Source organism: Microbacterium sp., assembly GCF_043427715.1.
GTDB lineage: Bacteria > Actinomycetota > Actinomycetes > Actinomycetales > Microbacteriaceae > Microbacterium.
Genome location: NZ_JBHWTD010000001.1, coordinates 1 through 12,827 on the forward strand (window position 1 = coordinate 1; position 12,827 = coordinate 12,827).

General features: G+C 68.7%; 18 protein-coding genes, 1 tRNA gene and 1 other RNA gene. 9 read left to right on the plus strand and 11 right to left on the minus strand.

Going from position 1 to position 12,827, the window contains the following annotated elements; translation table 11 throughout:
- Positions 1 to 154 precede the first annotated feature (154 nt).
- Both ssrA and ACHFGS_RS00010 read left to right on the plus strand, forming a co-directional pair.
- Positions 155 to 527, plus strand: a transfer-messenger RNA (tmRNA) gene (ssrA, locus tag ACHFGS_RS00005).
- 360 nt (positions 528 to 887) lie between these two features.
- Complete coding sequence (locus ACHFGS_RS00010) at positions 888 to 1,229, plus strand: hypothetical protein (RefSeq protein WP_394280350.1); 342 nt, start codon at positions 888 to 890, stop codon at positions 1,227 to 1,229.
- Between the two features lie 139 nt (positions 1,230 to 1,368).
- Here the strand turns inward: ACHFGS_RS00010 and ACHFGS_RS00015 are convergent, their stop codons facing one another.
- Positions 1,369 to 1,653: a hypothetical protein gene (locus ACHFGS_RS00015; protein WP_394280349.1), complete on the minus strand. Its 285-nt coding sequence runs from the start codon at positions 1,651 to 1,653 to the stop codon at positions 1,369 to 1,371.
- Between the two features lie 109 nt (positions 1,654 to 1,762).
- Between ACHFGS_RS00015 and ACHFGS_RS00020 the strand changes: the two genes are divergently transcribed.
- The 3 genes from ACHFGS_RS00020 to ACHFGS_RS00030 all read left to right on the plus strand — a co-directional run bounded on the left by ACHFGS_RS00020 (position 1,763) and on the right by ACHFGS_RS00030 (position 3,368).
- Positions 1,763 to 2,365: a hypothetical protein gene (locus ACHFGS_RS00020; RefSeq protein WP_394280348.1), complete on the plus strand. Its 603-nt coding sequence runs from the start codon at positions 1,763 to 1,765 to the stop codon at positions 2,363 to 2,365.
- A 200-nt stretch (positions 2,366 to 2,565) separates the two neighbouring features.
- Positions 2,566 to 3,099, plus strand: a complete 534-nt coding sequence (locus tag ACHFGS_RS00025) for a hypothetical protein (protein ID WP_394280347.1) — start codon at positions 2,566 to 2,568, stop codon at positions 3,097 to 3,099.
- A 32-nt stretch (positions 3,100 to 3,131) separates the two neighbouring features.
- Complete coding sequence (locus ACHFGS_RS00030) at positions 3,132 to 3,368, plus strand: DUF3263 domain-containing protein (protein ID WP_394280346.1); 237 nt, start codon at positions 3,132 to 3,134, stop codon at positions 3,366 to 3,368.
- On the opposite strand, the gene ACHFGS_RS00035 is transcribed toward ACHFGS_RS00030, so the two are convergent.
- Positions 3,353 to 3,517 carry a hypothetical protein gene (locus tag ACHFGS_RS00035; RefSeq protein WP_394280345.1) on the minus strand — a complete coding sequence of 55 codons (165 nt, stop codon included), beginning with the start codon at positions 3,515 to 3,517 and terminating at the stop codon, positions 3,353 to 3,355. The genes ACHFGS_RS00030 and ACHFGS_RS00035 overlap by 16 nt on opposite strands.
- 269 nt (positions 3,518 to 3,786) lie before the next feature.
- On the opposite strand from ACHFGS_RS00035, the gene ACHFGS_RS00040 reads away from it, so the two are divergent.
- Positions 3,787 to 4,014, plus strand: a complete 228-nt coding sequence (locus ACHFGS_RS00040) for a hypothetical protein (protein ID WP_394280344.1) — start codon at positions 3,787 to 3,789, stop codon at positions 4,012 to 4,014.
- A gap of 44 nt (positions 4,015 to 4,058) precedes the next feature.
- A complete protein-coding gene (locus ACHFGS_RS00045) occupies positions 4,059 to 4,553 on the plus strand; it encodes a 2'-5' RNA ligase family protein (protein ID WP_394280343.1) in 495 nt (164 codons plus the stop codon).
- A gap of 26 nt (positions 4,554 to 4,579) precedes the next feature.
- Here ACHFGS_RS00045 and ACHFGS_RS00050 read toward each other — a convergent pair whose 3' ends face one another.
- The 4 genes from ACHFGS_RS00050 to ACHFGS_RS00065 form a co-directional block, all read right to left on the minus strand.
- Positions 4,580 to 4,879 carry a hypothetical protein gene (locus ACHFGS_RS00050; protein WP_394280342.1) on the minus strand — a complete coding sequence of 100 codons (300 nt, stop codon included), beginning with the start codon at positions 4,877 to 4,879 and terminating at the stop codon, positions 4,580 to 4,582.
- Positions 4,880 to 5,073: 194 nt separating this feature from the next.
- The gene (locus ACHFGS_RS00055; protein ID WP_394280341.1) at positions 5,074 to 5,247 is read right to left on the minus strand and encodes a hypothetical protein; all 174 of its coding nucleotides are present in this window, start codon (positions 5,245 to 5,247) and stop codon (positions 5,074 to 5,076) included.
- Positions 5,248 to 5,281: 34 nt separating this feature from the next.
- Positions 5,282 to 5,839, minus strand: a complete 558-nt coding sequence (locus ACHFGS_RS00060) for a hypothetical protein (protein WP_394280340.1) — start codon at positions 5,837 to 5,839, stop codon at positions 5,282 to 5,284.
- A complete protein-coding gene (locus ACHFGS_RS00065) occupies positions 5,839 to 6,672 on the minus strand; it encodes an inositol monophosphatase family protein (protein WP_394280339.1) in 834 nt (277 codons plus the stop codon). The genes ACHFGS_RS00060 and ACHFGS_RS00065 overlap by 1 nt, the downstream gene beginning before the upstream one ends.
- A 94-nt stretch (positions 6,673 to 6,766) precedes the next feature.
- Here ACHFGS_RS00065 and ACHFGS_RS00070 point away from each other — a divergent pair.
- A tRNA-Lys gene (locus tag ACHFGS_RS00070) sits at positions 6,767 to 6,839 on the plus strand.
- A gap of 137 nt (positions 6,840 to 6,976) precedes the next feature.
- Here ACHFGS_RS00070 and ACHFGS_RS00075 read toward each other — a convergent pair.
- The 5 genes from ACHFGS_RS00075 to ACHFGS_RS00095 all read right to left on the minus strand — a co-directional run bounded on the left by ACHFGS_RS00075 (position 6,977) and on the right by ACHFGS_RS00095 (position 11,214).
- Positions 6,977 to 8,140: a MalY/PatB family protein gene (locus ACHFGS_RS00075; protein ID WP_394289017.1), complete on the minus strand. Its 1,164-nt coding sequence runs from the start codon at positions 8,138 to 8,140 to the stop codon at positions 6,977 to 6,979.
- Positions 8,141 to 8,382: 242 nt separating this feature from the next.
- The gene (locus tag ACHFGS_RS00080; RefSeq protein ID WP_394289018.1) at positions 8,383 to 9,003 is read right to left on the minus strand and encodes an IMPACT family protein; all 621 of its coding nucleotides are present in this window, start codon (positions 9,001 to 9,003) and stop codon (positions 8,383 to 8,385) included.
- Positions 9,004 to 9,026: 23 nt separating this feature from the next.
- Positions 9,027 to 9,626 carry a hypothetical protein gene (locus ACHFGS_RS00085; RefSeq protein WP_394279954.1) on the minus strand — a complete coding sequence of 200 codons (600 nt, stop codon included), beginning with the start codon at positions 9,624 to 9,626 and terminating at the stop codon, positions 9,027 to 9,029.
- On the minus strand, positions 9,623 to 10,423 hold the full coding sequence (locus ACHFGS_RS00090) for an endonuclease/exonuclease/phosphatase family protein (protein ID WP_394279953.1): 801 nt from the start codon (positions 10,421 to 10,423) through the stop codon (positions 9,623 to 9,625). Before ACHFGS_RS00090 ends, ACHFGS_RS00085 begins: the two co-directional genes overlap by 4 nt.
- Positions 10,420 to 11,214: a glycosyltransferase family A protein gene (locus ACHFGS_RS00095; RefSeq protein ID WP_394279952.1), complete on the minus strand. Its 795-nt coding sequence runs from the start codon at positions 11,212 to 11,214 to the stop codon at positions 10,420 to 10,422. Before ACHFGS_RS00095 ends, ACHFGS_RS00090 begins: the two co-directional genes overlap by 4 nt.
- A gap of 137 nt (positions 11,215 to 11,351) precedes the next feature.
- Here ACHFGS_RS00095 and ACHFGS_RS00100 point away from each other — a divergent pair, with 137 nt between their 5' ends.
- On the plus strand, positions 11,352 to 12,767 hold the full coding sequence (locus ACHFGS_RS00100) for a dihydrolipoyl dehydrogenase family protein (protein WP_394279951.1): 1,416 nt from the start codon (positions 11,352 to 11,354) through the stop codon (positions 12,765 to 12,767).
- The last annotated feature ends 60 nt before the right edge of the window (positions 12,768 to 12,827 follow it).

Here is a 12,827-nt window from a genome sequence, read left to right on the forward strand (position 1 = left end):
GTGTGCCGGCGCGGAGCGAATCCGCGCCGGCCGTGCACGCGTGGAATGGTCTCGACCGCGGATCCGTTGTATCCTGTGATGCTCGGGTGCTTCGGTATCCGGGGCTGATAACTCCACAGTGTGACAACGGTCCAAACGCCGCCAGGCGTCATTCGGGGATGATCGGTTTCGACATCGCCTGTGACTCTGCGGGAAGCGGGCCGAGGATGCAGGGTTATCTCGTAAACGATCTCTGCGAACCAATAACTGCCGAAAAGAAGCAGTCCGACTTCGCCCTCGCTGCCTGAGCAGCGAGCCCGAGTCCGTCAATCCGTGACTGATCCCGTCACGGTCCTTGGCGTCATCTAAGGGATCTCGCTGTGTGACGTCGCCTGAGCGTCACACGGGACTTTTCTCAGGCTGGGCTCGTCGACTTATGTGTCTGTACTAAAGGTCGGAGCCGAGCAGAACGCCCTTTACAGACTGCGCCCGGAGAAGACGCCGTCTCTCAGCGATGGACGGGGGTTCGATTCCCCCCATCTCCACGAACCGTTGTCGCGACGAGGAAGCCCCTCGATCCCTGTATTCACCAGGGATCGAGGGGCTTTCGTCGTTGATTGACGGCTGCCAGCAGGTCCTGTCTGCGCCTCGCCATCATTCGGGTCCACTATGACGTTGATGCCAAGATTGCTCTCCAACTCCTTCTCGAGGTCGAATTGGCTGTCCGATGCCTCAGGCGTGCTCTGAAGCACGACGTGAACCGTGTCCTCCATCGGATTTGCCCACACGGCCTGAACAAGCAATGGCGCGAAGCGACCATCTCTGAAAAGCGACGCGACGCGATCGCGCAGCTCGATGTACTCAGCTAGGTTCCGCGGGCTGTCGTACAGGTTGACCGTCACTCGCGGGTGATTGTCGAGAATGGTTTGCACCTGAGCGGGCAGCTCGCCTTTCCAATGCAGGTCAATTGCAGCTTCGTCGGGGCGGATGACCAAGCTCGCGAAGCCGCTCGGTCGCCCATCAATGTCCGGGACAACGCCGACATCCCCGTCGTCGGTGTATCGACCGAGGTCAGCGAGGAGAAGATCGACTTCCTTCGAAGTGTCATCAGTTGCCCAAGACGGAGCATCCCACGCGTCGTCAGCGTTGACGCCCGAACTGGATCGATCGCCGAGCTCGGCCGCCGCAGGAGCCGAACCGAGCACGAACATCGAGAGTGCGGCGATCGCAAGACCCGCGACAACTTTTGAAATCCCCATATGAAGTCCCCCTTCTGGCGGACCCTAGCGCAGTAGCTTGACGTCCAAGAAGTGTCGAATCTGACGAGAGCGTCTCATCGGGTTGATTCAGGCAGATCGATCGGCTGGCACCGCTGAGTGCATGCGCGTTTCACGCGCTCAGACGATCGATTCGCCGGGTGACCGCGCCCCGCCACACGATCACGGACCGGCGCCCGCCCCGGGCTTCCCACTCGACGCACACGACCCGGTCGTTCCACCCCGCCGCGACCGCCGGTATCCGGGACGCTGGTGCGTTCGCCCACGACACCCACGCCCACACGGGCGGCTGGTCGGCGCCCTTCACCCACTCGAGCGGGTTCGGGCCGAACGCCTGCTGTGGGAGCGTCGTCGGGACGAGGTGCTCGGTGGATGTTTCGAGGATGCGCTGATCCATCCGCGCGTCCACGCTCGCCGCGTGGCGCCTGTTCGTACCCATCGACCGGTGCCCCTTCTCCGGCCGAGACTGCCACCATACGCCGACACGCCCGCGCTACGCTCGGCCCATGGGGATGTGGGATGAGTTCGATCACGACGTGGCTCGACGCCTTCGAAGCGATGAAGCTCGGCGGGTATATGAGACACCTGACGATGTTGAGCCTCTCCGCCTGTACGACGCGCATGTCGCGCCTCTCTTAGTTGATGTCGTGCGCGAGCTCACGGCCCGGGGAGTGTCGACATCTGAGGTCGCAGGTGTTGCCGGGTGGCCGCTTCTTGGCGTGGGTCGCGGGTACTCGCCCTCCTACTTCCTTGCCAAGAGTGGGGAACTGTACCTGGGATCAGTGTCTCGCTCGCGTGGTGGCGCGAGGGTGACTGGGCTCGTCGAACGAGTCCGCGAAGCGCTCCCTTCCAACCTCGCCACTTACAGCCTCAAGGAGTGGACGTTCACCGATGACGGAGCTGTGCTGCACTGGCGCGGTCTCGATGGTGAGACGATTGCCCGCGACTTCAAGTCCTACCTTCACGCCCAGGTCGTGGACCTCCTCGTCGAGATCCAGAGGACCGCAGAGGTCGCGCCGGCCGTGCCTGACGAGGTGTGTATGTCTGACGCGGCGAACACGGAGCAGGCAGCGCCACAAGCGCGACGGCGTCGATGGTTCGGTCAATGACCCCCGATCCCGCCTGACGAGTTCGATGTCGGCGAGCAACTCAACTGTCCGATGTGCGGCACTGTCATGCATTACGTCGAGGGCGGCTATCAGTGCCGTGGGTGCGGGTTCTTCCACCCGGTCCCTGGGTCGAGCACCCGGGTGGGGATGACCTGCCCGGCATCCGGGGTGGGTGACGATGAAGGCTACGGTGGCGAAGCATGACGGCTGAGTACCTTGGCGTTCCGGACGAGTTTCTGGAGCCGATTGGACGGATGGCTGTTGCCGCTGGCCGAATTGAGAATGACGTCGCCCTGATCTATCGGGTGTTCCTGTCCGGTGTTCACGCGGAGGCGAAGCACGAACTACTTGCGGGGCGAGGATTCGACAGGCTTGCCCAGGGGGTGCGGAGATTCTCCAAGATGGATGTGGTCTCAGGGATCGACGAGACGTTCGCCGCTGATTGGGCGACGTGGGAGAAGCGTGCCCGCGACTTCATGAACTTTCGGAACGCCTGGGTTCACGCCGTGTCGGCGCAGACGGCCAATGGCGAGTGGATGCCCGTAACGGCGGTGAGGCCGGTGACAGATCCGAAGCTCGTCACGGCCGTGGACATCATCATCCGCGCCGCCAGCGGACGATGGGTCGCGATCGATGGGCGTGATTACATCACGCGTGCTCTGCGGGTCGTGCGCGCAGAGGCGTACACGACACCGAGCCCGTCGGGGTTCCCGCCGGGTGTCGATCCGTTCTGACCAACGTCGGCCCCTGCTGGCAGGCTCACGGGATGCCCACCGACCTCGAGCTCCTCGCCTTCGAAGCCACCCACGAGCACCACACCGGGGCGAAGGGGGAGACGATCCGCAACGAGCTCGGCATGACCCTGGCACGCTACTACCAGCGACTCGGCCGGTACATCGACACTCTCGACGCCGTGAAACACGACCCCGTTCTAGTCCACCGCCTGCGCCGCAACCGCGACCGGCAGGCCGGGCGCCGGCGTCGAGCTCAGCGAGTGGGCTGAGCCTCCCCCGCCTTGCGGACCTTCGCCTGGAAGAGACGGTCCTCGTGGAGCGCGTTCTTCACCGCGGCCTTGATCACGACGTAGAGGATGCCGGCGTTGAGCAGCAAGAACACTCCGGCCAGGAGCGCATGATCCCAGAACGACACCATGCGGGGGAGCGTAGCGCGAAACACATTCGACCCGGAATCACACGCGATCGGCCGTATCCAAACGTACTGAGATGTGGCGAAAGCACGCGGTTGCGACCACCCTCAGTGACGTGCGGTTAGGGTTCGATTCCCCCCCCCATCTCCACGAACCGTTGTCACAGAACAAGGCCCCGAGGCCCGCGCACTCCGCGGATCCCTGGGCCTTCGTTCGTCGAGGAGGAATCCGCCGTGGGGGGCGCTGCACGAGCGTGGTGCTTAGCGTGGAGGGCATGGATGTGAACGAGATCGATCTGGCCGAGCCGGCCGTCAGCGTATGGTGGTTCGTCGCGGCGATGGTCGTGCTGACCGCCACCTTCGCGTTCTTCGCCGATGCCTCGTGGTGGGTGCGCGCGCCGCTGTTCGCCGCGGTGTTCGCGCTGCTCGGCGTGGGAGCCGTGCCGGTCGCGCGCGTGCTCGCGTTCCGGACGCAGCGGCGTACGGAGCAGGACGAGGCGTGAGCGGTGCCCCCACCGGCGCGGCGCGGCCGGGCAGAGCGAACGTTGTGACCGTCGAGCTGCTCCCCGACCCGGACACGGAGGCGAGGGTCCGGGCGGACTGGGCGCGGCTGGCGGACGCCGGTCTGTCGAGCATGGCGCGGCATCCGTCGCCCAGCAATCGGCCGCATCTGACGCTGCTGGTGCGCGGCGAGCTGCCGGTCACCCGGTTCGATGCGGCCCTGGCGCTGCTCCCGGTCACGCTGCGGCTGAGTGCGCCGGTCGTGTTCCGCCACGGCGACCGCGGTGTCCTCGCGCGGGGCGTCGAGTTGACCGAGGAGCTGCGCGCGCTGCACCGCGCCGCCCACGATGCGGTGCCGTCGGGCGACGATGCGCCGCACACGCGGCCGGGGGAGTGGACGCCGCACGTCACGCTCGCACGTCGGCTACGGATGTCGGACCTTGACCGTGCCCTCGGTCTGATCGGCCAGCCGCACGATGGCGCGGGGGTGGCCCTGCGCCGCTGGGATTCGGCGGCTGCGCGCGTCACGCCGCTGGGGTGAGGGCCTGGCCGTGCGGTTCCGGGTGCTCAGCGCTCGTCGTCGGCGCGGGGCCGGGCAGCGCGCACGCCGACGTGGCGTCCGGCGAGGAATGCGAGGCCGAGAAGGCCGAGCGCGAGCAGCACAGCGCCCGCGAAGCTCGCGGGATGAAGGAGGGCGAAGGGGCCGAAGGGTGAGAATGTCGCGGCAGCCAGGGGCTGGTACGCGAACCATCCGAAGGATGCAGACGACGGCGCCGACGCTGCTCCGACGAGCGAGAGGATCACCCCGAGGACCGTCACACCGCCGGCCGTCCACCACGCCGCCCGGACCGCTCCCTCACTTCGCATACGGTCACCCTAGTGATTCCACGGCGGTCTTGGCACGCGAGCGCTCACCAGACGCTGAGCTGGGCGCGTGCGCACGCCGAGGCGACACCCATGCCGTAGCGGAGGTAGGGTCCGACGGTCGTCGCCACCACCGACGCGGATGCCGCGAGTCGGGCGACGGCGGCATCGTCGGCGGTGTCGACCTCGAGGATCGGTCAGTCGACGCCGAGGTCCCGGGTGACATCCTGCAGGCGGGAGCGCGAGCGGCCGGCGATCGCGATCCGCGCGCCCTTCGGCGCAGCCTTCTCCAGATGCCGTGCCGTGTACCGGCCGACGAACCCCGATGCTCCGAGCAGGACGATGTCGTGGTCGCGGTCGATGTGGCTCATGCTCCGCGAACGTACGCCGTCGACGCCAGTGGCGTCAGGGCCGTGGGTCGATGAGATCGAGACCCTGCTTCGTGTCCGAGACGGTCACCCAGCCATCGGCGAAGCGGTAGGTGACGCCGTAGCCGTCCGCGTCGAGGCGCAGTGCGAACGCGGGGTCTTCGGTGATGAGCACGCCATCGGCGTCCTCTTCTTGGAGCCACCCCTCGCTCAGCAGGCTGTCCCGGACGGAGATCGCGTCGGCCTCGTCGATCGGCGACCACCCGAACAAGATGAGGTCGTCCGCGGTCGGTGAGGAGAAATCCCCCCACGTGCACGAGGTGCCGTCGGGGAGTTCAAGATCGAGGATCACGAACGGGTCCTCCCGAACAGTCCAGTCGTTCGAGAGGAACTCGTCGACCGTCCCCTCGGTGAGCATGTTCTCGCACGTGACGTCTGCGGGATCGATCGTCGCAATGGGGGTAGGAGTCGCCTCCGGCGCCGGCGTGGGGGGAACGGTCTGATCCGGGGTGACGCTCCCGTCGCACGCGGACAGACCCAGCATGAGAGTGGCGAGGGCCGCCGTGGCGAGAATCCGCTGTCGACGCGTCGCCATCAGGAGGACGCGCCCTGCAGGAGCGCGAGGAAGTCGTCGTGCAGCACACCGTTGGTCGCCAACGAGGAGCGGGATGCCACGGACTCAACGCCCTCGATGTCGGTGAACCGGCCGCCCGCCTCGAGGATGATCGGCACGTGCGCGGCGATGTCGTACTCCTTGACGTCGAACTCGGCGACGAACTCGAGACGGCCCTCCGCAAGCAGCATGTACGGCCACGCGTCGCCGTAGCCACGGTCGCGCCACACGGCGCGGCTCAGCCGCAGCAGCGCATCGCTTCGGCCGGCCTCATCCCACTGCGCGATGCTCTGGAAGCTCACACTCGCGCCATCGAGGGAGGAGACGTCCGAGACCGAGATCCGGCGTTCCTCACCCGCGGGCGTGGTCGTCCACGCGCCGAGACCCGTGGCTCCCCACCACCGACGTGCGAGTGCGGGTTGGCTCACGACGCCGACGCGGGGCACCCCGTCGACGACGAGCGCGATGAGCGTCGCCCACATCGGGATGCCCTTGAGGTAGTTCGAGGTGCCGTCGATCGGATCGATGATCCACTGGCGCACGGCATCGCCGCTCGAGCCGAACTCCTCGCCGAAGACACCGTCGCCGGGGCGTTCGGCTTCCAGGAGTGCGCGGATCGCCCGCTCGGTGGCGAGGTCGGCTTCGGTCACGTACGTGGCATCCGCCTTCGTCTCGATGTCGAGATCAGGAGCGTCGAATCGCTGCATGCTCACCCGATCGGCCTCGTCTGCCAGGCGGAGGGCGAGGGCGAGATCGTCCGTCAGATCCCCGTCGAAGGGCGCGTTCCAGGGCGTCGGGGAATCGGGGGAGGTCACCTCTCCAGGATAGGGCGCGCGGGGGTGCTTCGATTGGCGTGAGGCCCGATCGTGATGCTAAGGTTGATCCTCGTTGCGGTTGTGCCGCAGCGATGCACCTCTAGCTCAATCGGCAGAGCAACTGACTCTTAATCAGTGGGTTCAGGGTTCAAGTCCCTGGGGGTGCACAAGGTCGCCCGGCTCCCGCGGAATTCCGCGGGAAACCGGGCTCTTCTTTATGCATCAGGTCCTCCGTTCTCTTGAATAAACCGTCCCGAGCGAGAATTGGGGCCCCTGGAGGTCGGCGGGCGCGCTCACAGCCACCTCAGGCGGCGCGAGCAGTCAGCGCCGCCGCCATCCGCTCGACGGCCTCCGCGAGGAGCGGCCGCGGGAGAGCGAAGACGAACCTCACATGCCCGATGGCTGCCTTGCCGCAGGCGGCACCGTCGGTGAGCGCGACGCCCGCGTGCGTGCGGAACCATTCGGCGAGGTCTCCCTCGAGACCGTAGGCGCGCAGGTCGATCAGGGCGATGTACGTGCCCTCCGGAATCGTCATCCGCGCGTTCGGGAGCAGCTCGGTGACGAGTCTGTCGAGCAGGCGCCGGTTGCCGTCGAGGTAGTCGACGACGTCCTCCAGCCAGGGATCGCCGTCGGTGTACGCCGCGACGTTCGCCAGTGCGCCGAGCGTCGAGGTTCCGTGGCCGGCCCAGAATCCGAGCTTGTCCCAGCGCGCCGCATCCGCGCCATTGGAGAGCACCACCTGCGCGCACTTGAGGCCGGCGAGGTTCCACGCCTTCGACGCCGAGACAGCCGTGATGGTGTGCGACGCAGCGACCTCCGAGACCGAGGCGTACGGGATGTGGCGCGCGGGGGAGTAGACGATCGGCGCGTGGATCTCGTCGGCGAAGACCCGGCCTCCCTTCGCCGTGACCAGCGCGCTGACCGCGAGGAGCTCGTCGCGTGTGGCGACGGTGCCCAGCGGGTTGTGCGGGTTGCAGAGCACCAGCAGCTCCGCGCCGTCATCGAATGCGCGTCCGACGGCATCCAGGTCCATCGTCATCCGTCCGCCGACGTCGATGCTCGGCACCTCGATGACGGGGCGGCCGTGCAGGCCCGGAACGGTGAGGAACGGCATGTAGGCGGGGGTCGGCACGATGACGGCGGACCCCGGTGACGTGAAGGTTTCGATGACCTGCTCGAAGGCGGCGATCACATCGGGGACGTGGTGCACCCGGTCGGCGGCGACCGCCCATCCCGTGGTGCGCTGGATGCGCGCTGCCGTCGCCGCAGACAGGCTCTCCGAGAGATGAGTCGGGAGGTATCCGGTGAACCCCGCGTCGACCGCCCTCACGAGCGCCTCGCGGATCGGGGGAGCGACGCCGAAGTCCATCTCCGCCACCCATGCTCCGATGACGTCCGGGAACGCGGTCCACTTCATGCTTCCCGCCTCGGTGAGCTGGGTTCGGGTGGGCGCGTCGAAAGCGGTCATGGGGGTGATTCTTCCAGGCCGGTCGCCGCCAGCGGGCACGAACGGACAGATCGGCAAGGCGGTCGCCGCGCGGGTTCCCGTTGATCCCCGACACTGTCACCGGACGCGTCTTCCAGACGCCGCCGCGGGAGGAGGCCTCCCCGCAGGGAAACCGCCCGACGAGCGGACTCCGCGACGGCGCGTGGCGTAAGCCGCGGCCCATCCCGCACCTGCCCCCGCCGCGGACTTCCTGATCGCGCGTCTCAGGCGTCGACCCATTCGCTCCCGGCCGGTTCCACGCGCCCGGTACCCGACGTGAGCGCCGCCACCCAGCCGGCCAGAACATCTTCGTCACCGGCGAGCGTCAGGGTCACCTCGGCACCGTGGTGGACGTCGAGGACGTGAGCACCGCGCCCACGCAGCTCCGCTTCGACCCGCCCCGCGTCGGCGTGCCCGATGACTGCGCGAACCCTGCTCCGCCGCACCCGCTCGATCAGCGTCGCTCCGTCGAGCGCCGCGGAGACAGCCCCGGAGTACGCGCGGACCAGCCCACCGGCGCCCAGCTTCACGCCGCCGAACCACCGCGACACGACCACCGCGGTGTTCACGACCTCCCGGTGATGAAGCACCTGCAGCATGGGGACCCCCGCGGTCCCACCCGGTTCCCCGTCATCGCTGGAGCGATCGCTGCGATGCGCAGGATCGTCGCCCACCGAGTACGCCCAGCAGTGGTGGCGGGCGTCGGGATGGCGCGCGCGGCGCTCCTCGACGAAGGCGATCGCCGCTGCGGCATCCGGCACGCGTCGCATCGCGGTCACGAAGACCGACGCCCGCACCTCGGTCTGTGCGACGAGGTCGGGTCCGGGTGCGAGCGTGCGCGCCATCCGACCATCTTCCCGCGCGTGGGTCAGCGCGCGCCGGCGAGGACGCGCGCCGTCGTGGGGTCGAGCCGTTCGATGCGGACGGATGCCACAAGAAGCCCCGCCGCGAAGGCGCCGGCGCCGCCGGCGACGAGATCGCCGATGGTGTCCTGGTAGGTCACGAAGATCTCATCGGTGACGAACGTCTTGCCAGCCCACTCGATGACCTCCCAGATGCCGCTGACGGCCAACCCGATCGTCGGGACGAGCACGATCGGCACCCGGCGCAGGCCCTCCTGTTCGGGGACGACTCCCGTGATGCGCAGCGCCAGGTAGGTCATCGCGGCGATGACCGCGGTGGCCACGAAGTGAACGACGAGGTCCCAGCCGTCGAGAGTCCGGTACAGGTGGAGGACGTTGGACCAGGCCGCCACCGTCACCACGACGCCGAACAGGACGTCGAAGCCCGCCCGTGCGCCGAGGAACCGAGGCACCATCAGAGCGGGAAGGGCGAGCGCGACGATGCCGCCGTCGGTGGGCGTGAAGAAGACGAAGGCGGCGACGGCGCCGAGGATCCCGAGGAGTCGGATGCCGTCGGCGACCCACTCGGAGAGTGAGGTCGGTCGGCGCAGGAAGTTCTCGATCACGGGGTGACCTCCACGGTGGCGAGGACGGGCAGGTGGTCGGAGGCCCAGCCGCCGCGGAAGCTGCGCGCCTCGATGGTGATCTCGCGGACCGCGAGCTCGGGCGAAACCAGGATCCAGTCGAGTCTGCGCCCGCCCGCCCGAGGGGTGCGGTAGCGGGCGTACGTGTCCCACTCCGGGCTCGCCCGCTGGCCCGCGATCGCCCACGCGTCGCGGAGGTGTCCATCGCGCAGCAGCTCCTCGATCGGGGCCGAATCCGCAGTCGCGTTCATGTCGCCGGCGACGATCGCCGGGTGGACGAGGTTCATGACCCGTTCGCGGATGAGGCGGGCGCTCCGCCTGCGAGCGCGCGCAGAGAGGACGTCGAGATGGGTGTTGAGGACGCTGACGACGCGCCCGCTCGCGCGGTCCTCGAGTGTCGCCTCGACCAGGACGCGGGGGAAGGGGCTTCCCCACCCGCGCGACCCGGCGACCTCCGGGGTGGGGGACAGCGCGGTCTGTCTCGTCTCGAGGAGGGTGAAACGAGCCGCGTCGAAGAAGATCGGGCAGGCTTCGCCGTCACCGACGCGGCTCCGACCCGTGCCGACCGATTCGTATGCGGGTCCCAGCGCATAGCGCATCACCGGTTCGATCTCCGACGTGACCTCCTGGGCGCACACGAGATCGGGTCGGGTCTCGGCGAGGAGCGCAGCGAGCCGCGGCGCGCGGACCGACCACCTGTCCGCACGACGAGTCGCCCATTCGGGAACGGGTCGCCGGACGTTGACGGTCATGACCCGGAGCGGCGGCTCGCCGGTCACGCCAGCGCTTCTTCCCGCGGGTCCGGCGGCGCGGTGACGCGAGCCTGGGCTGCGCGCTGTGCCCAGCGCGTGGGCGGGAAGTCTTCTGGCCAGTGAGTCACGACCGTCCGAGTTCCGCGGTGGATGCGGCGGAGGAACGCCGCCGGGTCGCGGAAGGGCCGCATCGACATGCCCATCGCCGCGTGACGGACGTGCACGATCCGGTGTCGTCGCCCGAAGTGGAACGCGAGGTCGAGGTCGTCGTGGATCTCGGGATCGTGCGTGTGCACGTCGGGCCGGACATCGCGCCAGGCCGATGCCCGGAAGGCGAGGTTCGAGCCGAAGAGCGGTCGGTGACCGAGGGCCGGGCCGGCCACGGCGGCGTACGCACCGAGGTACGCCGCGGCGAGCGAGCGTCGGAGAGGGCGGGGGCCGTCGACGAAATGTGCGCCACCGGAGAACACCGCCGCGTCGGGGTGGGCCCTCGCTGCCTCCACCATCGTCTCGACCCAGGTGGAGGAGGGCACGCAGTCCGCATCCAGCCGGAGGATGAGAGATCCGTGTGCCGCGTCGTAACCGGTCGCCGCGGCGGCGGGGATCCCCGGTGTCGCACACGTCACGACGTGTGCGCCTGCCGCCCGCGCGACGGCGGCGGAGTCGTCGCGCGAATTGTTGTCGACCACGATGACCTCGTCCGGCCTCAGGCTCTGCTGGGCCAGGGCGCGCAGACAGTGACGCAGCAGGATGGCGTCGTCCTTCACGGGGATGACGACGCTCACCCCGTCGAGGGTCTGATGATGCGCGCCGTCCATACGTCGATCCTCACATCGACGCGACGCGAACCGGCGATCGGGGTCAGGGCTTGACGAGCGGCCGGGGATGTGAAACGGCGGATCGAGGGTTTGTCCACCCCTCTCGCACACGCCGGCATCCTCTCTACCGTGGCGTCATGGCCACCACGGAGTACGACCTCATCGTCATCGGAGCAGGACCGGTCGGGGAGAACGTCGCTGATCGCGCCCATCAGGGCGGGCTGAGCGTCGCGATCGTCGAGGCCGAACTCGTCGGAGGCGAGTGCTCCTATTGGGCGTGCATGCCGTCGAAGACGCTCCTCCGGGCCCCGGCGGCCCGGCGCGCCGCACGCGCCGTGGCGGGCGCCGCCCAGGCAGTGGCGGGGGACATCGACGTCGACGCGCTCCTCGCACGCCGTGATGGCATGGTGCACGACTGGGATGACTCCTCGCAGGTGGAATGGCTCCGCGGTGCGGGAATCGACCTCATCCGGGGCCACGGCAGGATCAGCGGGGAACGCGAGGTCACCGTGACCGCTGCGGACGGCGCCGTGACCGTGCTGCGCGCCCGTCACGCGGTGGCGCTGTGCACCGGGTCGGCCGCACTGCTGCCGGAGATCCCGGGCCTCGCGGATGCCGCGCCGTGGACCAGCCGGGAAGCCACCGCCGTTCAGAGCGTGCCGGCTTCCCTCGTGATCCTCGGAGGTGGCGTCGTGGGCGCGGAGATGGCCACCGCCTTCTCGGGGATGGGCGCTGCGGTCACCGTGATCGCGCGGTCAGGCCTGCTGGGAGGAATGGAGCCGTTCGCGGCGGAGGCTGTCACCGACGCGCTCCGCGATGCGGGCGTCACGATCCGGACCGGTGCCGAGGCGGCGCAGGTGGCCCGGGAGGGGAACACGGTCACGGTCACCCTCGACGACGGGTCGGTCGTGACGGGCGAGGAGATCCTCGTCGCGACCGGACGGATGCCACGGACAGACGACATCGGCGCGGAGGTCGCCGGCCTCACCCCGGGCGACTGGCCGGACGTCGACGACTCTCTGCGGGTGCGGGGGAGCGACTGGCTGTACGCGGTGGGGGATGTGAACCACCGCGCCCTCCTCACGCACCAGGGCAAGTACCAGGCCAGGATCGCCGGTGATGCGATCGCCCGGCGGGCTGCGGGCGACACGACCGACAGCAGGGACTGGGGCGAGGGCGCCGCCACCGCCGACCACCGGGCGGTCCCGCAGGTCGTGTTCACGGATCCGGAAGTCGCCGCGGTCGGGCACACGGCGGCATCCGCATCGGAGGCAGGTCTCACCGTGCGCATCCTCGATGAGGATCTCAGCGCGATCGCCGGAGCAGCCATCCATGCCGACGGGTACGCGGGGTCTGCGCGAGCGATCGTCGACGCGGACCGCGGCGTGCTCGTGGGAGCGACCTTCGTCGGGCCCGACGTCGCGGAGCTCCTCCACGCCGCGACGATCGCGATCGTGGGGGAGGTGCCGATGTCGCGTCTCTGGCACGCGGTGCCGGCGTACCCCACCATCAGCGAGGTCTGGCTGCGCTGGTCGGGGGCGTATCGAGGCTGACACGCGGCCGGCGCGCGTTGACAGCGGCATCCGTTCACCGCATGATTGAGATACCTGAAT